The sequence below is a fragment of the Oceanobacillus halotolerans genome, from assembly GCF_010993955.1.
Taxonomy (GTDB): Bacteria; Bacillota; Bacilli; order Bacillales; family Amphibacillaceae; genus Oceanibacillus_A; species Oceanibacillus_A halotolerans.
Map to the genome: position 1 here is coordinate 487,540 of NZ_WIXL01000001.1, position 24,908 is coordinate 512,447.

Sequence of the window (24,908 nt, forward strand, 5' to 3'; positions counted from 1 at the left end):
GTAGATTTCTCTACATAAAAAACTAAAAAATTGTGGCTAATATAAGACTTTTTGGCCATTTCTATTTATGTCACATAGATCAATTTAAATAAAAACGATTCTATTTAAAAGAAAACGTACCTTCTTGTAGATATAGTTTTTTAAAAAAACGTGCCTTCTTTATTTTATTACAGCTTAATAGGATTAGCAATATACCTTAAGAATATTAGCTTTGTGTTGTGTCTTAATAATAATAGGGATACGCAAGTGTAAGCTGTGATTAGATGAGCTATACTGGTTATAGTGGTGATGAAGATATGTTATGCTTTACTATGGTTACAATTTGAATTAATTAATTAATAGCTATAATACGAACGGTTTTATTGGAGGATTATTGTAATGAGGAAACGGATGATTGGTCTATCAGTACTATTATTGTTCATTTTAGGTAGTGCTGTAGGCTTTCTATATTATAATGAGGGCATTGGAGATAAAGAAGGAACTACTAATGATAAAGGAAATGAAACCTATGATGTTGTAGTCATTGGTGGTGAACCAGAAGGGGTTGCTGCAGCGGTATCAGCTGCACGTAATGGTGCTAAGACTCTACTAGTAGAAAGCCGTGAATCATTAGGGGGATTATTTACTTATGGAATGCTCAACTATCTTGACATTCCACAAGGTGAAGATGGTGGTTCCGTAAGTAAAGGAATCTTTCAGGAGTGGCATCAGCTTGTTGGGGGAGGAAATGCCTTTGATGTAACAGAGGCGAAAGCCGCTTTTCAAAAGCTTGTTGAGGAAGAAGAGAATCTCAACCTATTAACTAGTACAGAAGTGACCGATTCTGTAGTAGAGCGCCAACGAGTTTCTGCTGCAACGTTAAAGAATGAAAATGACAAATTTGATGTCCAGGCTAAGATTTTTATAGATGCCACACAAGATGCAGATTTTGCTGCAATGAGTGGTGCTCCTTATTTTTTAGGTGGAGAAGATATTGGGATAAAGGATAGGAAAATGTCTGTTACATTAATGATTCACTTAAAAAACGTTAATTGGGAAAAAGTGAAGGAAACTGCTAGTACTGAAAAATTTGGTCCGGCTACCGTAACGGATCAAGTGGCATGGGGGTTTGGTGATCTTCTAAGAGAGTATAATCCAATCGAAGAAAATACACGGTTAAGGGGATTAAATATAGCGAAAATAGATGACGAATATTTTATTAATGCGTTACAAATATTTGGCGTTGATGGCTTAGATGAGCAGTCAAAACAAGAGGGAATTGAAAGAGGGAAACGGGAAACGAAACATATTTTATCCTTTTTACAGCAAGAATTCCCTGGGTTTGAAGATGCGGAAATTGCTAGTTTTCCCTCTGAACTATATGTGAGAGAAACAAGACATATTAAGGCGGAATACCAGCTCCCAATGTCTGATGTATGGACAAACAAAGATCATTGGGATTCCATTGCGTTGGGAGCATATCCAGTCGATATTCAAGCTCAAACACCAGAAGATTATGGACGGGTTGTAGCAGCTCCGATACAGTATGCTATTCCTCTTCGTTCGATCATTCCTAAAGAGATAGACGGCTTACTAGTAGTTGGTAGATCAGCTGGTTTTTCTTCTTTAGCAGCTGGAAGTGCTCGTGTTGTTCCTACTGGGATGGCAGTTGGGGAAGGAGCAGGTGTAGTAGCAAAGGTAGCCATTGAGGAAGAGATTACACTTAGAGAAATGAGTCAAAAGGAAACATTAATAAAGGAGGTAAGGGGTAGATTAAAACAACAAGGTGCTTATGTTGATCATTTTGAATTAGATTATCCGTATAAAGGTGAGTGGTATGATCAATCCATTCAGACATTATTGGATCATGGACTCATTTTTGGAAAATATACGAATGATTTACGTGTCGATGAACTAGCAACATGGAATGATTTTATAGAAATAGTAAGCGGTATTATGGAACGGGTAAATCCTGTTGTAAAAGAACAGCAGAGTGATACCATGAATCGTATTAATTCCGAGATATCGAATAAGAAGGATAATGAGATTCAAAGAGATGATATTGCTTCTGTGTTAGCAGACCTGTATTTGACTGAAGAAGAGAACAAAAAATGGCAATCCTTAATTGAAAAGGGAATTATTACGGATGAACTTGGTAAAAGGATACAACAAAATCGTGAAATACGTTTGAAAGAATTATATTCTATTGGAGCTTCAGTTATCGCACATGTGGAACGTGTCCAACACGATGAATAAGGAAGTAATCGATATGAAAAATCGAAATTAGAAAATATACTTCATACTTCATATCATTGGAACATACAACAAAAGAGTGGTGCTTCATCATAATTTGATGAGTACCACTCTTTTAGAAATCTACACTATTGATTCCCTAATACATTGGATAGTTTTCGGAAATTGGTGGAGACACTACCTGGTGAAGTGTTATATTCCTCTGCAATTTGTTTTTGGGTAATAGAAGAATTGCCGAGAATCGACCGTTGAACAAAGTACTCTAAAGCTGCAGCATACGAATTAGGCTTTTGAATAATGGGATTCTCTTGTTGACAATATTTATTCCAATGTTTAACCCCTTCCATAATTATTCGATCGCTAATGTCCTTTTCCACTAAGTGATTTGCCAAAAGTTGTCCGATTTCTTCATGGAATGGATGATCCCATTTTAGTTCATCTGCACCCTGCATCAGTGCATCAGCTAAAAACTCAGGAAAATGTTCATGAAGACCACCACTTGCTTGATTATACTTGTCAACTAATTCATTCATTGCACTTGAGTCCTGTCGATATAACTTAATCATCGTATAAACAAAGTTGTGATAATTAATAAACGGAACAAGAGATCCAATAATAATAGATCCGACTATTAATTCGTCTTTTTTATGGGAAGGAATGATATATATCTTATTTGTTGAAATTTCCTTTATAGCCGCAACTTGTTTCTTATGTTCTACCGAGGTTACTTCATAGGCAGATGGAGTTGACTCAGCCCATTTAGAAAGGATGTTTTTCGCTTGTGGACTTAGCTTTGAGGCATAAATCCTATAAAAGTTATCAAATATTGTTTTATTATTTTCCAGAAATGCGACATGAAACATAATCCAGATAATAAGACCTGTGTTATAAACATCTGTTATGGCACCATTATCTTGTAGAGATGATTTTTGATACGATTTGATTTGCTTATTAAGTTTAGTTTCATATTTATTGATTGTAAAAGAAATTAGTTCTTGATGTATATAATTAAGCTCTTCGTTAGTTGATTTGAATTGGTTCGTGTTGATAGTATTTGCACCGCAACACTTTTTATACTTTTTTCCACTCCCACATGGGCAAGGATCATTTCGTTTAATTTTACTCATTAAATAGACACCCCACGTAATATAATTGTTACCTTACAATTATGTAGGAAAATGTCGTTTTATTCAAGTTATACTTGTTTATCCTAACTTATAGGATGATAACTCCTTTTGATAACGCCCCTTGTATTCTTCCTTATATAACTGACTTTGTGTCGCTTTCATCAGTTGTGTATGATTGCTTTTCTTTGTAAGGGATTTTTTTGGGTGTAGCCCCAAATAAGATCCAAGAATACTTGAAACGTGATGACAATAAACTAACAATTAACCAAGATATCATTAAAGTCACAATAAATCCTGCAATATACTTTATGTGATAGAGTAATGGGGTTCCGAATGGTGGGATAAGCCGCTCATAAAGATTTAAAATCAGTAGATGGACTAGGTAAACCCCAAAGGAATAGGTACCTAAATGAATAAGTACATTTACAAAACTATTAGATAGTCTACGATAGATCACATAGGAAACTTGTAATAGAATAATTGCTGATAAATACGTATGAACATTCCATAATAACTCGTAAATAAGATTAGGAGCCCAGGCACCTGTTGTTCTAGTCGTATACCATACATACACATGTGCTAACGAGGCAATTAACCAACTAGACCAGATTAATAAGGTTAACAAGCCAAATCTTGTTTTCATTAATTCATGTTTCTTTATTGTGAGGAAGTCAATAATTTGGTCATAATAAATACCAGCATATATACCTAGAAAATAATAGCTGAAGTAGGAAAACGAAATACTTCCCTTGTTAGTTAGTCCAAGATAATAATGGTTTATTAGGACAAATAGCCATTGTACTAAAATCCCAATCCAAACAGCATGCTTGACTAAGCCCTTAAATCGTTTGAAGAAGTATAATAGAACTGGAAATAGGACATAAAATTGAATACTAATAAAAACAAAATAAAGATGTGCAAATACTTCCCCTGTTGCAAGCTTTTTCAAAAAATCAATGGTCATTTCACTGTTTGACATTACCGTCGTGTAATACGGGGCATTATACATATAATAGATTAGAGAAAAGATAACATAGGGCATGATGATATAAAGTAGTCGCTTTTTATAAAAATTGGTGATTAATGACTTGTTTAATGGACGATGATAATAGGAATAAAATAAAACAAAACTACTAAGGAAGATAAATGTAGGTGTTCCGAATTTAAAAAAGATATTGGAAAAGTTGTAAACCCCATATACAGAGCTTGATGTATCATAAACGCTAACAGGAAAAGATGTCACATGGACAAGTAATACACCCAATATCGCGATAGCTCTCGTAATATTTATTTCTTTTATTTGTTTCTTTTTCATTATACCAACCCTATCAATAATTGATTTCAACTAAAATTAATGGTAATGTTTAATTATCTGTGCGTCAAATGTAATTTTTGGAGTGGTTGTATGAAAAAGTCACATTGGATAGGCATATCTATCCTAATTATAGCAATAATAATAGTTTTTGGTATCTATTATTGGATACAACCTAATAATACAGCAATTGATGAGGAACTTGATGACTATCAAAAGCCTGAAGCTCTCAAAGAATTTAATGAGCAATATGATGTAATAGTGATTGGTGGAGAGCCTGAAGGGGTTGCAGCTGCGGTTTCTGCTGCACGTAATGGTGCAAAAACGTTATTAGTAGAGCACCGTGAAGAATTAGGTGGATTATTTACATACGGGATGTTGAATTTCTTAGATATCCCTCAAGGGGAAGATGGAAATTCTGTTAGTGAAGGAGTATTTGAAGAATGGCACCAAATGGTTGGTGGCGGCAATGTTTTTGGCATACAAGAAGCAAAAGTAGCCTTTAAAAAATTAGTAGATGAGGAAGAAAACCTGAGATTGTCAGCTGAAACAGATGTAATCGAGTCCGTGGTGGATCAGAACAAAGCCACAGCAGTGAGCCTCCAAAATAAGCATGGAGAATTTACTGTTAATGGGAAGAGGTTTATTGATGCAACACAGGATGCTGATTTTGCAGTTATGTCAGGAGCACCTTATTTTGTTGGAGGAGAAGATATTGGATTAGCCGATAAAAAAATGGCTGTAACCTTAATGATTCACCTAAATGATGTGAATTGGGAAAAGGTGAGGGAGACTGCAGCTTCTGAAAAGTTCGGTTATGCTGAAGTAACAGATCAAGCAGCATGGGGTTTTTCCGATCTTCATTATGATTATGAGCCTGTTGAGGAAAACACTAGGCTTAGAGGCTTAAACCTAGCAAAAATAAATAATGACTACTATATTAATGCCTTACAAATCTTTGGTATAGATGGACTAGACGAAGAATCGAAAAAGGAAGCTATCGAAAAAGGAAAACGTGAAACTGAGCATATACTTGACTTTTTACAGGCTGAATTTCCTGGATTTGAGGAAGCGAAAATAGCAAGTTTTCCTTCCGAACTTTATGTACGGGAAACACGTCACATTGAAGCAGAATATCAGCTCCCTATGTCAGATGTATGGACAAATAAAGATCACTGGGATGGAATTGGATTTGGAGCATATCCTGTTGATGTCCAAGCACAAACACCTAATGATTATGGATATGTCGTAAGTGACCCAAAACAATATGCTATTCCATTTCGTTCTTTAATACCAAAATCAGTTGACGGTTTATTAGTTACTGGTAGATCAACAGGTTATTCCTCATTAGCAGCAGGAAGTGCACGTGTTGTTCCGACTGGTATGGTAACAGGAGAAGCTGCAGGTGCTGCAGCGGCAATTGGAATAGAGGAAGATATATCTTTTCGTGACATGAGTGCTGATGAATCCCTTATTGATCAGCTTAGAGAACGTTTGGCTGAACAAGGAGCGTTTGTGGAACCACTGGAAACAGATTATCCATATCAAGGGGAATGGTATGATGTGTCTATCCAAACATTAATCGATTATGGGTTAGTAGTTGGTGGGTATACAAATGATTTACGTGTGGATGAAGAGGCCACAACACATAGCTTTATTAATATGATAAAAGGAGCAATTCTTCGTTCTAATCCTGATTTATATAACCAAATTGGCGATCGTCTTAACAGGATCCATGCGGATATTTATAATCAAGAAGACGAACTATTAAATAGAGAACAAGCAGCAGACATACTAGTAAATGTCCTTTTTGAAGAAAGTAAATCTAATAGCTGGCAGGCGTTGTTAGATGAGGGGATTATGGAGAATGAAATAGCTGATAAAATACCTGAAGAAGAAACATTAACCCAAAAAGAAATATATGCTATAAGTGCTTCTTTAATCGAAAATCAATAATAAGCTAAAAAAGCAAGGTACTCTCAGAAAAAGTACCTTGCTTTTTTGTATGGTTATCTAGCTGGTAAGCTTTTCATATAATTATCGGATAGTTCAAGTAATTCCAATATACGTTCATAATCTGTTTGATAGGTAGAAAAGTCTTCTAAGGGTTCACCTGTTTTTAAGTCATACGCTTCTCCGTCTGAGAACCCTTCAGCTGGTTGGAAATTAATTTCGTCATTATAGAAGGAGCCATATGGCATGTAATAACGAACGCCGAACAGATTATTCGGATAGTTAATCAAATCTTGGCCAAAATATACATGATTTTCGAGAGACATTCCCATCAGATTTGCCAGCGTCGGCATCATATCAATTTGCCCACCAACTGTTTCGATAACTTCCCCGTCTGTTTTCCCTGGGGTATGCACGACGAAAGGGATGTTATACTGATCAAGAAATGTATATTCATGTCCTATCAATTCTTCTAGGATTGCCGTACCTTGTTCACTTAGTCCATCAGGTTTTAAGCCGAAATGATCTCCGAAAAATACTAATATGGAGTCTTCCCACATTCCCTCTGCTTTTAACTGATCGGCAAATTGTTTAAGTGCTTTGTCCGTATAGGACATTGATTCTATGTAATCACCAACCTGAGTTTCCTCAAACCTTTCTGGAAGATCAATAACATATTTATCTTCTGGTATTTTAAAAGGGTGGTGACTAGATAATGTTACAAACTGTGCATAAAATGGTTCCTGATTATCATGCAATTTTTTTAACTCTGGAAATGCTTTTTGATAGACATGTTCATCAGAAGGACCAATACCAATCATGTCTTCTACCCCGAAAAAGCGAATATCATAAAAGTCGTCAAATCCTAAAGCGGGATATAATTGATTACGATTCCAAAATGTGACTTCATTTGCGTGAAATGTTAGGGAAGTATAGCCGATTTCCGTTAGTAACTTTGGGAGACTAGGGATCGCTTTATTTCCATATGTCTCAGAAGTAGCTGTCCATGGCGCAGGATACAGTGAAGTGTTAAATAGAAATTCAGCATCTGACGTATTCCCTGCTCCTATTTGTTGATAAACATTAGGAAAATATAATCCTTCCTCGACTAACTGGTTTAGGAATGGAGTGACTTCAACTCCATCAATTTCTAAGTTTACGACAAAGTCTTGAAAAGCTTCAGCCTGTATCACGATGATATTTTTATCTTTTGCAATACCATTTTGCTTTCGTTGATCTTGCGGGATTGGTGAAATATTTTTAGTGCTTTTTATTGCTTGAATTAATTCATCTTCTTCCCCATCTTTTAAAATTGGGGTTTGTTCTTGGTTTGTTAAGGTATCGGTTGCAGCAAGAATCTCATAAGTCAGAAGTCCTTGTTTTTCAGCCGCAAGAACAGTACTGGCAATCTCGTTGTTTTTGTGGATGTTTATATTCAAACTGATTAGAATAACACCTGTAACTAGTGTAGTCATAATAAAGGTGAATGATGGTTTTGCTACTGGATTTGACTCTCTCTTTTTTATAAGGAGCTTATAAATGATTAAAAGGAAGAAATCCATAAATAAAACTAAATAAATAGGATTCATTAATTGTAAAATACTATCAGAAACTGCACCTACTTGCCCTATTTGAGAAAAGGCATGAGCTGTAGCAATGTGGCCATAATAATTGTAATAAATAAGGAGCGCTAAAAGAAATAGGGTGATAACTAAATTGATAGGAACATATAGAATAGTTTTAAGGGTTCTTTTAGGGATTAGCTCTATTAAACTAAAGATGACCAGTATATACCCTAGTTCCACCCAAATTGTATATAGGACATCACTGCTATCAAATAATAAGTACCGAACTAGTATGAATTTTAATAGGATGACGAAAAGGAAAGCAAAGTATTGAAGAGAGCCTTTTATCTTAAATTTTTCAAACAAGATTGATCACATCCCTTATTATATAAAACAATTAAGTATATGGTACAAGATCAAAAATATGTAGTAAAGGTATAATTAGGTGAAGGAACGAAAAAATCTCTATATTCTGGTGTTTTTGACGAAGAGATTCAAAAATACTATAGGATTCAGCGTATGTGTTAGTTACAATTACGGGTGTGATAGGTGAAGGTGAAATAAAAGAGTTAACCTTCACCTATCGTATTACGTCCAATAGCTTTCCACTCGTATGTGGACCAACAATTCCATCAGAAGTTAAATTATGGTCTTGCTGGAAAGATCGAATCAATGAGTCTGTCTTTTTGTCGAAAATTCCTGTTGCAGGTTGCGTTGTATATCCTAGACGTTTTAAGTAAATCTGCAATAACGTAACATCTGCACCTTCGTTCTGTAATTTCAGATTTCGTGGGAAAACAACTTCTCCTTTTTGTTGTGCAATTCGATCGGCTGCATTTGTTAAAATCGTAGCCATTTGAGCTCTGGATACACTAGTAGTAGGTTCAAATGTAGTAGGACTTGTACCTTGGAAAAAACCTTGCTGCTTCATGGAGACAATGGCATCATAGGACCATTTGTCTTTGGAAATATCCTGAAATGGGATAGGATCAGACTTCTTAGCAGGATCATACATATCGCGGAAAATGTTGTCAAGTACCGTTGCCATTTGTTCACGTGTTAATGTTTCGTCTGGAGCAAATTCACCATTTCCTTTTCCGTGAAATATTCCGTGCTGTGCTGCAATTTCAATAGCGTCCTTTGCCCAGTGATTCTTTACATCAGCAAACGTGGGTTGAGTGGTTGGTTTAAGTGGCTGTAACTCTAGTGCTCGAACGATTACGGTTGCAGCTGCTGCTCTTGAGAGCGTATCATTTGGTGCAAATTTCCTGTCACCTATTCCCTCAAACCACTTCTTTTGTTGAACATATAAAATCTCATCTCGTGCCCAATGATTCCCAGAATCTACAAACGGATAATCTATGGAAGGAGCTGCTTCCGTATTGTCGGTAATTTCCTGCCCATCTCCATCCACTGGAATTGTGTCAATATGCTCTCGTAACCATACTCCATAATGCTCCCAGACAGCAGCATTTTCTTGGCCAAGACTCCAGCTGCCTGTTCCTTTTAGGTTATATTTATGGACGAGGTCAATTTTGGCTTTTATCGATTGATTGTTTTCATACCATAACTCATAAGTACCTGGTTTAAGTGTACGTCCAGAAATGGTTGTGGTAGGGTCTCCCTCTTTTATCGTAAAGGATGCCTTTGGTGATTGGGAAGCTTCATCAAATGTAACGGTTCCATTATATTTGGTAATGAGGGATTCTACCTGGTGATTAGAAGCACCATAGCCACCCGTATTTTCAGCATGATTCCAATACCGTCCAAAAAAGGGTAAGCCTAAGACGACTTTTTCTGGAGGAACATTGTTGTCTTCCACAACTGCTTTAATAGATCTCTCCACCCATCCCATACTAGCGACAGGTCCAGCTGGGCCACCTTGGTAGCTTTCATCATATGCCATTAGCATTAAATAATCAGCGTGCTCGGATAAGGCTTTATAGTCATAAGAACCATGCCAACCTTTATCCCAGTGATTGGGGTTTGCTGCAACAGCAACAGATATTTCTTTATCTGCTGGAAGCTTTTCCCGAAGTAATTTAACGAAATCGGTATAGTTATCGCGATCTACTTCTGTTACATTTTCGATATCCACATTTACCCCGTCTAATTCATAATCTATGATGGCTTTAGCAATTTGATCTGTTAATACCTCCCGATTTTCCAATGCAGTTCGTCCTAATTCTCGGTCCCAATGGTTACTAACGAAAGGAACTACTTTTATTCCTCTGTTGTGCATTTCCTGAATGAAGTGACGATCGAGCATTGGGGTTAATTTTAATGTACCATCTTGGTTCAAATCAAAATAGGATGGAGAGACCACATTCAAATTCTCATTTGTTCGATCTACTGCCTGGATTTGCGATGTTGTATTCCCGAAGTAAATATAAGACATATTGAAGGAGGCATCATGTGCACTTACTGAATCAAACTGCATCGGAATAGAAGTGAGTAGGGTTGTACCTATCATTACTTTCGCTGTAATAATCGGCACCCCTTTTAACCGCTTCTTGACAAATTGCTGAACTACTTGGCGAAGATTATGGGTGCGTTCGGTAGGCGTTTCGCCAAGTTCTGCCGAAAACTCTTCTATAGTAGGATCTACATATAAATAAGCAATATAGCCTTGATCTGTTTTTTCCAGCTTGTAATGTATAAAATCCATGGTTACCTCCATATGTGGCATGATTAAGACTTCGTTGTTTTAGTATGATTAGGTATTGAATTTATATGTAAAATCCAGGAATGGGTTCTAATCAAGTTATTTTTTGGGTTTGTAGAGTAAGAGGCACAAGAATGAGGATCAATTATGACTAGTATGAATCCTCAATCCGCTAAATCCAGAAAAGCGGCCTAAAAGGGAGTGAAGAGGTTCCTGATTCCGTTATATGAGCAAAAGCAACTAAAAATAGGGGGGAAATGACCGAATAGAGCATATCATGCTAGAAACAGGTATTTATAAGAAATAGCGGAATGAGGACCCTAAAAACTCCATAAGACTTGGCGACTCCGACTCTAGAAGCAAAAAAGACTATTACCGATTACAAATCGGTAATAGTCTTTGTGTTATTGTAACGGATATACCTGCCAACGAGATAAGTCAATATCTTCTTTCGTAATCATAGAGGTTGGGAAGATAAAGGTCCATGGTTTACTTGTATTAGCTTTCACACTGAAATCTTCTAGCTTAAATCCTCCCTTGGCCACTTCATCACCACTAGCATCTTTCACACCTAATGGAACTTGCTGTAGGGAGATATTCTTCTCAGAGCCATTGCGGATTAATATCGTCACAACAAGGTCCCCACTGTCTTTTTGTTTTGCATCTAACCCCATAAAATTCACTTCACCAGGCTTTAATGATGGTGCATTGGAGACAATTTGTTCTAACTTCGTCTTCGTTTCATCAGCAATCGATTTTTCCCACGATTCCTCTAAATCAAGCTGGTGTTTTTTCTTTAATTCAAATGCTAATGTCCAGTCACGCAATGGTGCATCAGGTTTTTGTTTAATATCCTCTTTTCCAAACACAAACTTCCAAGGACGTGCACCATTAGCTGGGATATTCCCTAATCTAGCTAGATCAAATTCCTTTTTTGCAATAACTTTTTGATCAGATCCTAGTAGTAAGATATTCGTTTTGGCAAATTTGACTGTTTTTGGAACGGTATTGCGTATTAATCCCGTGACGACAATTTGGTTGTCATTCTGCTTTAAAATTTCCATTCCATAAATTGAAATTTGATTCACCTTTAGATTTGGTGCTTCATTATTATGAAAGGCATAAACATAACGCTCTTCGTTTGATACGTTCCAATTATCTGGAATGGATAAGGTTGTTTCCATTTCATCTGTCGTTGTCGTGTCTTCTTGATCTAAATACGCTGCTGCATCAACAGCCTCGTTTTCCTCTTTTTTCTTTTTCTTGGAGAAGTTAAACATACAATCTTCCTTTCCACTGCTTAATTCGTACTTTCTTTATCTGCTTTAACTGATTTTTGAATAAACCCATTTACCCGTACAGCGAGTTCATATTCCAAATCATGATACATGGCTTCAAACACCTTGTATCCTTCTTTTTGGAAGAGTTCAATTGGATTTTCTTGCTGATACTGGCGAATGCCAATCCCTTCTTTTAACTGATTCATCGTATTCAAATGCTTTTTCCATAACGTATCGATGACAAACAGGCCAATTCCTTTCACGGGTTTCTCTATTTTCTCTTGTTCTTTAAACGAAGTCATGAGTTCGATATGCTCATTTACAGTTGGTTTGATAAACTCTTTCACATCATCTGCTGTTTCAAACTCGGTTTCCCCAAAGGCAACATCCGACATCAAGATCGTATTTAATTCGTTTTCCAATCGATTTAAATCCCATTCTTCTGGTAAAAGATCGTCATGACAGAATGAATCAATAAAAGCATATGGGAGATCCTTTGTATGTTTGATCATAAAGCCAATGGGACTGTCCGTTTCTAATAGTTGATCACGTAATTGATAAATTACTTTTCGCTGGTCGTTAATAACCATCTCTAAGTTTAGATTGAAATCACGGAACTGGGATTGGACACCTTCGCTAATTTTTTGTGCTGTTTCCACAAATTTCGTCACGTTGGCAGAAGTTATCAGTCCGTCTTTATTAATTTTAAATTTAGGTTTCATCCGTTCTAATTCATCGGCCGCATAGCGGATAAACAGGTAATCCTCGAGTGATATGATAAATTGAGTGGAACCAGGATCACCCTGACGAGCAGCACGACCTTTTAGCTGGTTGTCAATTCGGCGACTTTCATTCCGTTCTGTTCCAATCACATGAAGCCCACCAAGCTCACTAACACCATCTCCGAGCATAATGTCGGTACCACGACCAGCCATATTCGTCGCAATCGTTATTTCCCCTTTTTGTCCAGCTAAAGCAATTAAGTTTGCCTCTTGTTGCACACTTTTAGCATTTAATAGCTGATAAGGAATCTGTACTTTTGCAAGGTGTTCTGCGACAGCTTCTGATTGTAAAATGGATGTTGTCCCAATTAAAATAGGCTGTCCTTTTTGGTGGCGTTTTTTGACATCTTCTACAAGATAACGGTATTTTTGCTCCTTAGTTTCAAAAACCATATCATCGTGGTCCATACGCTGGTTTGGTTTATTGGTTGGAATGGAAATAACGTCCATGCCATAAACAGATCGCAGCTCCGTTTCTTCTGTTTTTGCTGTCCCCGTCATCCCAGCAAGTGTTGGGTACATACGGTAATAGTTTTGAATCGTAATGGATGCATGTGTTTTATTTTCTTCGGTGATGACAAGTCCTTCTTTTGCCTCAATAGCCTGGTGAAGCCCATCACTCAAACTACGACCTTCCATAATACGGCCAGTATTCATATCGACGAGTTTCACTTCACCCTGTTCGACAATATAATCAACATCACGTTCATACAGCATTCTTGCACGTAATGCTTGTAATAGGGAGTGGAATAATGAGCTATGTTCAAGATCAAATAAATTCTCGACGCCGAACACTTTTTCGCATTTATTTAACCCTTTTTCGGTAAAATTAACAACTTTTAATTCCAGATCATAGGTGAAATCTTCATCCTGTTTCAGGCTTTTGATTACATTGGCACATACCCCATATAACCGATCACTTGGCTTGTCCTTTCCAGCAATAATAAGGGGTGTTTTCGCCTCATCAATGAGCACACTATCCACTTCATCCACAATGGCAAAATGATACGGACGTTGTACCTTTTGACGAAGATCCTGGACTGTATTATCTCGTAAAAAGTCAAAACCAAATTCCGTCCCAACCCCATAGGTAATATCACATTGATAGGCTTGTTGTTTTTCAGTGGTGCCAAGGCCAGGTACATTTAAGCCAACGGAAAGACCGAGGAATTCATGAATTTGTCCGATCAATTCCTTATCCCGTCGTGCTAGGTAATCATTGACCGTAATAATATGAACGCCTTTTCCTTCCAATGCGACAAGGTAACTTGGCAAGGATGCAACGAGCGTTTTCCCTTCTCCTGTAGCCATTTCAGCGATGTTTCCTTTTAACAGCACAAGGCCACCTAAAAGCTGTACATCAAAATGACGCAATCTTAAAACACGCTTCGATGCTTCGCGTACTGTTGCAAAGGCTTCGACAGCTAAGTCATGTATCGTTTCTCCATTTTGTAGGCGATCCTTGAATTCGTCGGTTTTTTGCCGAAGTTCTTCATCTGTAAGCTTGGCATAGTTTATTTCCATTTTATTTATTTTCTGAACGATTTTATCGTAAGGTTTTAATTCCTTTTGTTTTTTTGCTTCTTGTCGTTTTTGCAAGAATTTCATATATAAAAAGCTCCTTAGCTATAAATAATCATATAGAACTTATTATAACATGAATAAGATTGTGGAAACATGTGTAATTATAGGAAAGCAAATTTCACCAAGATCTATTATTTTTTGTAGCTGAGTGTGGAGTGAATTTGTGCTGAATAGGTAGATTTTTTGTGAACTTCGGCCGTTGAATGGTGAACTTCGACCTTTGAATTTTGAACTTGAGCGGAGGAATTGTGAACTTGAGCCGATGGTTGGGAATGTTGAGCCAAAGTAAGGTGCACTTAAGCCAACGGGATTGATGAAGCACTATTATTGGTAGACCACCTTAAATATTGACCGATAGAACTGATCTACTCTCAAAATACAAAAAAAGATCCCTGCCTGAGCGGGGATCTTTATTATAAGCTCCAATAGTAATACCCTTTTTCTTCACATTTTTTATGATCCAGGACACTTTTTACATCCACTAGAACTTTTTTGTTTTCATCTTTATATAAACGGTCTAGCATATCTAGTTCGTAGGTTTCCTTAAATTCTCGATGTGGTACAGCTAGTACAACACAATCTAGGTTATTTAAGTCCTCTAACGCATTTAGTTTAATGTTAAATTCGCGATAAACCTCATCTGGATCTGCCACTGGATCATGCACAAGCACCTCTACACCAAATTCTTTTAATTCATTGATAATATCAATGATCTTCGTATTTCGAACATCTGGCACATTTTCCTTAAAGGTTAGTCCAAATATCGCAACTCTCGCACCATCAATTTCTTGCTTAGCTTTAATCATCTTCTTGATAATATTGCTTGCTACATATTTGCCCATATCATCGTTGATTTTGCGACCCGACAGGATGATTTGCGAATGGTAGCCTAATTGTTCGGCTTTATATGTGAAATAGTACGGGTCAACACCAATACAGTGTCCGCCAACCAGTCCAGGGGTAAACTTCAAGAAATTCCACTTTGTTCCAGCAGCTTCTAGCACGGCTTTTGTGTTAATATCCATTTTATTAAATACCATTGATAGCTCATTCATAAAGGCGATATTGATATCACGCTGAGAGTTTTCGATAACTTTGGCAGCCTCGGCTACTTTAATCGATTCTGCTTCATGGACCCCTGCCTCAATAATGGAGCCATACACTTGGGAGATTTCTTGAAGTGCTTCGTCATCAGAACCCGAAACAATTTTAATAATTTTCGTTAATGTATTTACTTTGTCACCAGGGTTAATTCGTTCTGGTGAATAGCCGACCTTAAAGTCTTCACCGAACTTCAGGCCTGACTCTCTTTCTAGCTCTGGAATACATATTTCTTCAGTTGTTCCTGGATAAACGGTTGATTCATATACCACAATGGAACCCTTCGTTAAGTTTCGGCCTACAGTAACACTAGCACCAATGACAGGATTTAAATTTGGTGTTTTATCGGTGTTAATTGGTGTAGGAACTGCTACAATATGAAATTTGCAATTCTTTAATTCCGCTTCATCACTTGTGAGCGTCATTGTCGTATTTTGAACTGCTTCGTTCCCAACTTCATCTGTCACATCGATACCATTGCGGTATTTCTCCAATTTTTCTTCATTGACATCAAAACCGACTACATCATAATTTTTCGCAAGTTCAATAGCTAATGGTAATCCCACATAGCCTAAACCAATAACGGAGATTTTTTCTTTTTTTGCTTTTATCTTTTCAAACAAGCTCATGATTTTTTGCCTTCCTTTTTTACATAAAGTTTCGTCAATAACCTATTCCAAAAATACTATACCTTTATAGTTTGTTCTTGTATAGCAATAACTATTTAGGTGGATTGATATTAATGCATAGTTAATATGCGTAGTAATTAAAGAAATTGTTTTCCCACCGTTCTGGAAATACACTTCGCTTTCACCAGAGGCATAAATACGACGTCTGTTCAAACTTTTCGTTTTCACAGTGTCTACTTTACCGCGGGCGGCTGGTGAGCCTCCCAACTCGTTCCTCGTTTAGAGAGTCTTTGTGTATTTCCTCCACTATGTTATGCTATTTTACCTTTTATTAATGTACTATCAAACAAGGCTTGATTGGAGCGTAGGATAGTCGACTCCTGCAGGAAAAGCACGTGTCAGAAGACCCCGCAGGAAGCGGTTTTCTTCCGAGGAGGCTGAGGCCGTGCCTGTGGAAAGCAACTATCCGTAGCGGAAATCAATTGCGTAATTTTAATGTGCATCATATAAAAATGCGACATTAAAAAAACAACATCGAACATATATCTTATTATACAGATTTTGTAAAATGATTGCATTGTATAGTGATACCGATTTGCTAGAATACCTCTGTGTGATAAACTTATTCATATACGAATGCTAAACGAAAGCAGACGAAGGCGAACGAAGGAGAAAAAACAATGAGTGTAAAAAAAGCTATTATACCAGCAGCTGGGTTAGGGACACGTTTTTTACCAGCGACAAAAGCACAACCAAAGGAAATGCTTCCAATTGTCGATAAACCTACGATTCAATATATTGTTGAAGAAGCTGTTGCATCTGGAATAGAAGATATCATCATCATTTCTGGACGTGGAAAGCGAGCAATTGAAGATCATTTTGATATATCGTATGAGCTAGAAGAAACCTTAGCACGAAAAGGAAAAACCGATATGCTGGAGATGGTTCAATCCATCTCAAGGCTTGCGAATATTCACTACATCAGACAAAAAGAACCAAGAGGGCTCGGACATGCGATTGCCTGTGCACATACCTTTATTGGGGATGAACCATTTGCCGTCTTATTAGGGGATGATATTGTCGAATCGGAGGAGCCATGCTTAAAGCAGTTAATTGATGTCCATGATAAGTTCGATTCTTCTGTTGTCGGGGTCCATGATGTACCATATGAAGATGTTTCGAAATATGGAATTATTAAGCCGCTATCATCTAAACAATTTACAGACGATGTAACAGCAGTGGAGTCCTTAGTGGAGAAACCACCAAGACAGGAGGCACCATCTAATTTAGCAATCATGGGCAGATATGTCCTTTCTCCTGAAATATTCTCGATCTTACAACAGCAAGAACCAGGGAAGGATGGGGAAATTCAATTGACGGATGCGTTGGAAAAATTAAACGAAAAGGAGCAAGTCCTAGCCTATAATTTTACCGGAGAACGATATGATATTGGCGGTAAATTAGGATTTGTGCAGGCAACCATTGATTTTGCATTAAATCGGGATGATTTACATGATGATATAAAAGCGTACATGGAGCAGAAATTAGAAGATTTAAATAGTAAGGGTTGATTTTAGTTCAACAATTAAATACTCATATTAAAAGGAATTTGGTCAACATCCAAATTCCTTTTTCTTTTTATCCCGCATGTAACGGGCAGTAAGACCCCCACTTTAAGATTTCGAGGAGATCCAAGAAAGATAAGTGGGGGATCAAACTGCCCGTAAATGTCCGATTCGTTCAACTAACAATCAGTGGGGGAGGAAAAGAAACCCCCACTGATTGAAGTTTCACTATATTAAGGAATATTTAACTTCAGTTTACAGCTACTTAATCTAGTATCGTTATAGTAGAAATATAGGAAATTTTTTAAGAATAGGAGGTGTTTTCCACTAAAATGCTGTAAGAACTAATTATGAAGTGAATCAAAAGGGAGGGGAGATAAAGTTGAAAAGGTTCTTAATTCTATCATTGTTATGTTTATTGGTGATAAGTAATATGTTTAGTCATTTTACAGTTTCTGTTTTAGCTGAGGAACAAACGGATCCGGAACAACAAGAAATAGACGCGCAAAAAAGTGAAGGCCAAATGGATGTGGAAGTAGACGCACCCTACATAGTACTTGAGGATTTTGAAGAGGGAATAAGTAGTTGGAAAGTAACTGGTGCGAGGTATAACACTATTAATGCTTCTATCTCAAACGAGGTAGTACGATTTGGAAACAATGCCTTGAAATTAGACTATGATTTTATCGGAACACAAGGAACATCTGGTGTGTATGCCTCCAAGGATACTGAGATTGACATTCCTGGTACCCCTGAAAAAATTGGCATGTGGGTCTATGGTGATGGGAATAAGCATTGGCTACGACAACAAGTGACTGATGCTAATGGACAAAGCTTTAATATTGATTTCACAAATGATTACCCAAATGGCGTGACATGGGAAGGTTGGAAATATGTAGAGGCCTCTATTCCGTCGGATTGGGAAGCGCCTTTTCGTATGGATTTACCTGTTCGGTATATGGCAACAAATGATGATGGCAAAACAGCTGATACAATTTATATTGATAATATTCGAGCTATCTATGGTGAATTCGATGAGGATGTTACCAATCCTACCTTATCCAATTTTACTCCTAGTGAAAATGAAATTACCAATACAAATCAGCCAGAAATTAGTGCTATAGGAGTAGACGAAGAATCTGGGATTGATGAAGATCGCATTTTTATGAAAATTGACGGGAATGCAGTTACGCCAGAATTTGATGTGGAAACAGGAAAGGTTTCCTACACCCCTGATACTCCGTTAGCTGAGGGATTACATGAAGCACGGGTAGAAGTATATGATAATGCAGGTAACCATAAATTTCATAGCTGGAAATTTGAAATATCTACGGGAGGACCCCAACTTAAATGGGAAGGTCCTGAAGAGGCTTATGCTGGTTCGACTTTTGAATTGGATCTAATGATGGAAGAAGCAAATACGCTTAGTGGAATGGAAGCTCAATTTTCCTATGATAGTAATTTACTTGAATTGGTGGATGGCGAGGGTGATAAAAGTGGTATTCAAATTGAAATACCAGAAAAATACGAGAATGCCATTGTTGAAAATACCGTCAATGAGAAAACAGGTGAGATTCATTTAAAGTGGGACAATCTTCAAGACATATCAAACAGTGACGAAGAAGTATTCGCAACCATGACGTTTCGGCTAGGGTTGGATGCATCAGGGGAAGTTGATTTAGCGATGACGAATGGTTCCTTAACATATACAGATTCATCGATCGGAACACTGCCGTTTTTTGTAAAACCTTTTCGTGCGCCAATTGAACAACCATTGAAGTTATCGATAGAAGGAAAATCATTAAACACACCTAGTAAGATTACTGTAGAAGACCAACAAGGAAATGCTGTTGAAGGAGCAAAAATTAATATACTAAATGATCAAAAGCTCATCAAAGTTGTGGAACCAACAGATATCTATAAGGGTGGAAGTGGTGTAGCTGGTGAACCATTTAAGAGTGTTGATGTAGGTACATACATGCCAATTGCCAAATATCCGTATGATGGTTTTGATTATTATCGAATCTTTATGCCAAATGGGGAGCAACGCTATTATCATGTTCCGAAAGAGGATGTTGAAGAAGTAGAATGGAGTTCTCTTTTCGAGGAGACAGATCGTAATGGCGAAATGAATACGGATCTGTTAACAATAGCTAGGATACCAATAAAAATCCAGGCCAGTAAAGGTGAGTTGGTGAGTCAGGTAATGTCTTTTGAAACACTTCCACAACTAGGAACACAAAAGCCAGAAAATATTGTCTTAACTTGGGTGAGCGATCCGAAAACATCTCAGCATTTTACATGGAGAACAGGCACGGCGGTTACGGATTCAGTAGTTGAGGTGGTGCCAGAAGGAAACGGATTTGATAGTGAAAAGTTACAGCGTTATACGGGAACTAGTGAGTTATTTTCAAATGAAGAGGCAGAAATGATGCTTCATTACAGTGAGGCTACTGGATTATCGCCTGGTATGACATATCAGTATCGTGTTGGCGATGGGACTGAAGGAAGTTGGAGTGAAGTCGGAACTTTCACTACGGAGTCAGCAGAGGAAGAACCATTTCGGTTTATGTTTGTTACCGATACACAGGCACAAAATAGAGAGGGATTTGAGTACTGGACAGATTTATATAACCTAAGTTTGGAGAAGTTTCCAGGTACAAACGTTGTTTTACATGGTGGTGACATCGTAGACGAAGGTAATAACATTTCACAATGGGAATATTTCATGGAAGCTTCTCAGGATGTAACGACGAAATTACCTTTTATGTCTGTGCTTGGTAACCATGAAGTATATGGAGATGGGGAGAATATCTTTAAAAACTTGTTCCCTTATCCACAAAACGGTCCTTCCGGTAAAGAAGGGTTTGTCTATTCTTTTGATTATGGAAATGCTCGATTTCTAATGTTGAACTCAGAATTTGGAATACAAGATATGGAAGAACAACAAGAGTGGTTACGCCAAGAAATAGAAGAGTCTGATAAGCAATGGACGATTGCTATGTTTCATAGAGCTCCATACTCTAGCAATCCGTTAACAGGGACTGGAGCAACTGCTGAAACGTTTGCGCCTGTATTAGAAGAATTAGGTGTTGACTTAGTTTTGACGGGACATGATCATGCTTATATGAAATCACATTTAATGAAGGATGGACAACCACATACAGATGGGAATGGCACACAGTATATGATAGGTGGTTCGGCTGGACCAAAGTTTTATCCTGCTCAAACATATGAATATGTAGATGTATTATTTGATGAAGACACACAGCTGTTCACCTCTTTTCTTATTGATGGTGATACACTAACTGCGGAGGTTTACACTATTGATGACGAACTAGTGGATACATTTACATTACAAAAAGAAGTAGATGATGAGGAGGAAGAGCAGGAGGAACAGGCAAATCCTGAAGAAGACTCATCGGATGAACAAAATGCTGAAGAAAAAGAGCCTACAACAGGTGATAATCAACAACAAAAAGAAAGCAACGATTCATCGCTAGAGGAAAGTGATACAATGGAAAATGAACAAGAGAATGGTAGTAGTAAGGAATCAGGTAGTGAAAAAGTAAAAGATAACGAGTCAACGGATGAATCTGGTGAATTACTGCCTGAAACAGCAACGTCGATGTATCGATGGCTATTAGCTGGTTTGATAAGTATTATTACAGGATTATCTGTAATAGTTTATCGTAGAATTAAAGGGATACAAAACTAGTTATAGAATTATATGAAAAAACGTCCAAGTTCAGTAACAACTTGGATGTTTTTTTTCTAATCGTTAAGTAGATCAAGAAACTATGAAGAAGAATAGCACAAGGAAAAGGAAACAAGTTGTGAACCTGCGCGTAGCGGTAATCAGGAATCAGGTACGTATAAGACAATAGGGATAATAACTGGCAGGCGAAATTCTTTTTGATTTATGATTTTTTAATCATTTAGTAAGGCGCTTTTCGTATACTATGTTGTTCTTACTGCTGCGCATAATTCATATTGTGCGCAGTATATGATGTTTAGAGCATTTATCCGTTCCGGAAATATACTTCGCTTTCCACGGGTGGCTGCTGAGCCTCCTCAACTCGTTCCTCGTTTGCGGGGTCTCATCTAGGCCTTTTCGACGAACAGGACGTTCTAGTGTCGGCGTTGGTCACAGGACGTGACCGAGCTTAGCCGACGAACCGTTGGAGTCTACGTATATTTCCTCCACTGATTTGATCAACATTTCCTATTAAATATTATGTTTATACGATAGTTGATTGGAGCGTAAGACAGTCGACTCCTGCGGAAAAACAACAGCTGAAGATCGGAAGCGGTTTTTGCTTCCGAGGAAGCTGAAGCGTTGTCCGCGGTAAAGAAGACACTGTGAAAACGTAAAGTTTGAACAGATGTCGCACTTATGCCCGTGGTGAAAGCGACTGTCTGGAGCGGAAATCAACAGCACTTTTTTATTGCGTATAATCCATCTTATGTGCAGTATGTTGATACCTGAAAGCAACAATCATTTAGAAAATAGCCTTTAGTAAACGATGTCAAGATTTATTTCCTTTTAACAAATGACTAAAAGCTAAGAATTTGGTGAAGATGATCTTTGGAAGCAGTTTTTGCCTGTATAAAAGGTTATTTTCCATATCCGAATGATACCCAACTTTCATTTATTGCTAATTATGTAAGCGACCACGTTACGCTACCCAAATCTCATCAACTTTCCGACAATTTATTTCTTCCCCATGCTATGGTATAATGCTATAATGCCTTGCGTATAGCTTTAGAACGTATACCGATCTAAAAAAGGCAGGAAAGGCTGAAGATGGTGGAGAAGCAAAAGGTACTATTTTTCATCTATCAAATGGGTGCAGGTGGAGCTGCCAGAACCCTATTAAATATCATTAATCATTTAGACAGATCTCGCTTCACCCCAGTTTTGGTAACATTGAATTACGAGGGGAATTATGAAGCATATCTGAATTCTGATATAAAATTCATTAAATTAAACACAAAACGATTGCGATCTGCTATTATTCCATTAGCGAAAGTAATTAGACGTGAACAAATAGACATTGTCTTTAGTACGATTCCAAATTATAACACAGTTGCCATTCTCGCTAGATTATGTTCTTTTACCCGTGCGAAAATTGTCGTTCGGGAAGCAGCGTATTTGGGAGGGACCTTCTCTGCAAATCTTAAACTAAAGGTATATGGATTTTTGTATAAGTTGGCTAGTGATGTGATTGCACTCTCACATGGTGTGAAAGACAATATTGTGAAGCGATACAACGTAAAAGCAGAAAAAATCAGAGTTATCTATAATCCTGTTGACTTACGCAATATCCAGGAGAATATTCAACATGGGGAATTGCCAGAAGAACATCAGCAGCTCTTTCATGGAGAATCCAAGGTTATCGTAACAGCGGGGAGACTCGTGAAAGATAAAGACCACGCAACTTTGCTTAAAGCATTTCACCAAGTACATAGAGAGGTCAATGCACAGCTTGTTATCCTCGGTGAAGGGGAATTAAAAGATGATTTAAAGAAACAGGCAGAAGACTTACATATGCAGGATAGTGTCCATTTCATTGGATTTCAGCAAAACCCATACATGTATTTTCATCATGCAGATGTATTTGTTTTATCTTCTATTCGCGAAGGCTTTGGCCATGTTTTAGCTGAAGCACTAGCCTCAGGCACACCAGTTGTTGCGACAAATGCAAAACCTGGAGCTAGTGAAGTGTTGGACCATGGTAAATATGGAAAGCTATGTGAAGTAGGAAATGATCAAGAGCTGGCTTCCAATATTGTGGAAGTCTTAACTTTAGATGAAACGGAAAAAACGAAACTGATAGAAAAAGGGTTAGAACGAGCAGCGCAGTTTGATGCGAGAAACATTGTGCAACAATATGAAGATACGTTTGATCAATCGGGAGAACAGCCACAACGAAATTTTCAATAGGAGCTGATGGGGATGAACTCTCCAAAAAGCGTGGTCCATATGACAACGGTTCATCATCCATATGACCCACGAATTTACCATAAAGAATGTATGTCTCTTTCACAGGCAGGATATGATGTGACGTTAATTGCGCAAATTGCGGACCAGAATTCCCAAACAGAAAAGCCGATTAAGCATATCCCTGTAAAGAAATATACAAGCAGATTAAAACGAATGATTTTTGGTACACTGGATGCCTATCAGAAAGCAAAAAAGCAAAAGGCAGATGTGTATCATTTTCATGACCCAGAGCTTTTGCCAGTTGCATGGCTGTTAAAAAAGAAACATAATGTAGTCATTTATGATATTCATGAAGATTATATTACGAGTATCATGCAAAAGGATTATTTAGCAAAACCGTTCAAAAAATGGGTTGCCACAACGTATAAATATATCGAGAAATTCTTCAGTCGCCATATGGAGCTTTGTTTGGCGGAAAAGTATTATAAAGATATCTATCCAAGGGGAAGATGTATACTAAACTACCCAACGGTGAATCAGGATTTTATTAATCATGATCGTACAAATAGTCCGATTGAAGATAAATTATTGTATACTGGTAATGTCTCCTATGTTCGTGGTGCCAAAATCCATGCCAAGATCCCCAATATTGATGAGGGGATAGGGGTTCATTTTATCGGAAAATGTCCAAGTGAACTAGCTAATGAAATGTATGCCATCGCTGGGGAGGACCAAGATAGGCTGGAGATTGAAGGAATTGATCAGTTCATTCCAAAAGAGCAGATTGAAGAACGGTACTTAAGCCATAATTGGTTAGCAGGGATTGCGCTTTTCCCGCCAACCGATCATTATAAGAAGAAAGAACTCACGAAGTTTTTTGAATATATGAATGCTGGGTTGCCAGTTATTTGCTCGGATTTTCCGGTGTGGAAAAACTTTATGGAAAAATATCAATGTGGGATTGCGGTTGATCCATATAATGATTCCGAGATAAAAGAGGCAATCGATTATTTGCGACAGCACCCAGAAGAAGCAAGACAAATGGGGGAAAACGGAAAAAAAGCCGTCTTAAACGAATTAAACTGGCAAACAGAAGAAAAGAAACTAGTCGACTGGTATGCCGAGCTGTTGGCTGATTAGGAGATATACGTAAAGAGCATTAGATT

At 37.6% G+C, this 24,908-nt stretch carries 13 protein-coding genes; 6 read left to right on the forward strand and 7 right to left on the reverse strand.

The features are described 5' to 3' along the window. The first annotated feature begins 378 nt into the window (after window positions 1–378). A complete protein-coding gene (locus tag GHC26_RS02170) occupies window positions 379–2,235 on the forward strand; it encodes an FAD-dependent oxidoreductase (protein ID WP_163969598.1) in 1,857 nt (618 codons plus the stop codon). Window positions 2,236–2,360: 125 nt separating this feature from the next. Here the strand turns inward: GHC26_RS02170 and GHC26_RS02175 are convergent, their stop codons facing one another. Next, window positions 2,361–3,359: a YecA family protein gene (locus GHC26_RS02175; RefSeq protein WP_163969599.1), complete on the reverse strand. Its 999-nt coding sequence runs from the start codon at window positions 3,357–3,359 to the stop codon at window positions 2,361–2,363. A gap of 133 nt (window positions 3,360–3,492) precedes the next feature. Then, complete coding sequence (locus GHC26_RS02180; protein ID WP_163969600.1) at window positions 3,493–4,674, reverse strand: acyltransferase; 1,182 nt, start codon at window positions 4,672–4,674, stop codon at window positions 3,493–3,495. A gap of 90 nt (window positions 4,675–4,764) precedes the next feature. Here GHC26_RS02180 and GHC26_RS02185 point away from each other — a divergent pair, with 90 nt between their 5' ends. After that, window positions 4,765–6,627 carry an FAD-dependent oxidoreductase gene (locus GHC26_RS02185; RefSeq protein ID WP_163969601.1) on the forward strand — a complete coding sequence of 621 codons (1,863 nt, stop codon included), beginning with the start codon at window positions 4,765–4,767 and terminating at the stop codon, window positions 6,625–6,627. Between the two features lie 53 nt (window positions 6,628–6,680). Here GHC26_RS02185 and GHC26_RS02190 read toward each other — a convergent pair whose 3' ends face one another. The 5 genes from GHC26_RS02190 to GHC26_RS02210 all read right to left on the reverse strand — a co-directional run bounded on the left by GHC26_RS02190 (window position 6,681) and on the right by GHC26_RS02210 (window position 16,230). Next, window positions 6,681–8,555 carry an LTA synthase family protein gene (locus tag GHC26_RS02190; RefSeq protein ID WP_163969602.1) on the reverse strand — a complete coding sequence of 625 codons (1,875 nt, stop codon included), beginning with the start codon at window positions 8,553–8,555 and terminating at the stop codon, window positions 6,681–6,683. Window positions 8,556–8,769: 214 nt separating this feature from the next. Beyond that, window positions 8,770–10,857 carry a glycosyl hydrolase family 18 protein gene (locus GHC26_RS02195; protein ID WP_205599188.1) on the reverse strand — a complete coding sequence of 696 codons (2,088 nt, stop codon included), beginning with the start codon at window positions 10,855–10,857 and terminating at the stop codon, window positions 8,770–8,772. A gap of 401 nt (window positions 10,858–11,258) precedes the next feature. Further along, window positions 11,259–12,134 (reverse strand): accessory Sec system S-layer assembly protein, encoded by an 876-nt coding sequence (locus tag GHC26_RS02200; protein ID WP_163969604.1) that lies wholly within the window; start codon window positions 12,132–12,134, stop codon window positions 11,259–11,261. A 20-nt stretch (window positions 12,135–12,154) separates the two neighbouring features. Then, window positions 12,155–14,524: an accessory Sec system translocase SecA2 gene (gene secA2 / locus GHC26_RS02205; protein WP_163969605.1), complete on the reverse strand. Its 2,370-nt coding sequence runs from the start codon at window positions 14,522–14,524 to the stop codon at window positions 12,155–12,157. Window positions 14,525–14,913: 389 nt separating this feature from the next. Beyond that, window positions 14,914–16,230: a nucleotide sugar dehydrogenase gene (locus tag GHC26_RS02210; protein WP_163969606.1), complete on the reverse strand. Its 1,317-nt coding sequence runs from the start codon at window positions 16,228–16,230 to the stop codon at window positions 14,914–14,916. Window positions 16,231–16,910: 680 nt separating this feature from the next. Here GHC26_RS02210 and galU point away from each other — a divergent pair. The 4 genes from galU to GHC26_RS02230 all read left to right on the forward strand — a co-directional run bounded on the left by galU (window position 16,911) and on the right by GHC26_RS02230 (window position 24,882). Next, on the forward strand, window positions 16,911–17,801 hold the full coding sequence (gene galU, locus GHC26_RS02215; protein ID WP_163969607.1) for a UTP--glucose-1-phosphate uridylyltransferase GalU: 891 nt from the start codon (window positions 16,911–16,913) through the stop codon (window positions 17,799–17,801). A 376-nt stretch (window positions 17,802–18,177) separates the two neighbouring features. Beyond that, window positions 18,178–21,513: a metallophosphoesterase gene (locus tag GHC26_RS02220; RefSeq protein ID WP_163969608.1), complete on the forward strand. Its 3,336-nt coding sequence runs from the start codon at window positions 18,178–18,180 to the stop codon at window positions 21,511–21,513. Window positions 21,514–22,602: 1,089 nt separating this feature from the next. Next, window positions 22,603–23,742, forward strand: coding sequence for a glycosyltransferase (locus GHC26_RS02225; RefSeq protein WP_318936963.1), 1,140 nt, complete (start codon window positions 22,603–22,605; stop codon window positions 23,740–23,742). A gap of 12 nt (window positions 23,743–23,754) precedes the next feature. After that, the gene (locus GHC26_RS02230) at window positions 23,755–24,882 is read left to right on the forward strand and encodes a glycosyltransferase family protein (protein ID WP_163969609.1); all 1,128 of its coding nucleotides are present in this window, start codon (window positions 23,755–23,757) and stop codon (window positions 24,880–24,882) included. The last annotated feature ends 26 nt before the right edge of the window (window positions 24,883–24,908 follow it).

Bases quoted from the DNA above. Each gene is read 5' to 3' on its own strand.
- GHC26_RS02225 (WP_318936963.1), top strand. From the start codon at position 22,603: ATGGTGGAGAAGCAAAAGGTACTATTTTTCATCTATCAAATGGGTGCA.
- GHC26_RS02210 (WP_163969606.1), bottom strand. From the start codon at position 16,230: ATGAGCTTGTTTGAAAAGATAAAAGCAAAAAAAGAAAAAATCTCCGTT.
- GHC26_RS02180 (WP_163969600.1), bottom strand. From the start codon at position 4,674: ATGAAAAAGAAACAAATAAAAGAAATAAATATTACGAGAGCTATCGCG.
- secA2 (WP_163969605.1), bottom strand. From the start codon at position 14,524: ATGAAATTCTTGCAAAAACGACAAGAAGCAAAAAAACAAAAGGAATTA.
- galU (WP_163969607.1), top strand. From the start codon at position 16,911: ATGAGTGTAAAAAAAGCTATTATACCAGCAGCTGGGTTAGGGACACGT.
- GHC26_RS02185 (WP_163969601.1), top strand. From the start codon at position 4,765: ATGAAAAAGTCACATTGGATAGGCATATCTATCCTAATTATAGCAATA.
- GHC26_RS02170 (WP_163969598.1), top strand. From the start codon at position 379: ATGAGGAAACGGATGATTGGTCTATCAGTACTATTATTGTTCATTTTA.
- GHC26_RS02230 (WP_163969609.1), top strand. From the start codon at position 23,755: ATGAACTCTCCAAAAAGCGTGGTCCATATGACAACGGTTCATCATCCA.
- GHC26_RS02175 (WP_163969599.1), bottom strand. From the start codon at position 3,359: ATGAGTAAAATTAAACGAAATGATCCTTGCCCATGTGGGAGTGGAAAA.
- GHC26_RS02195 (WP_205599188.1), bottom strand. From the start codon at position 10,857: ATGGATTTTATACATTACAAGCTGGAAAAAACAGATCAAGGCTATATT.
- GHC26_RS02200 (WP_163969604.1), bottom strand. From the start codon at position 12,134: ATGTTTAACTTCTCCAAGAAAAAGAAAAAAGAGGAAAACGAGGCTGTT.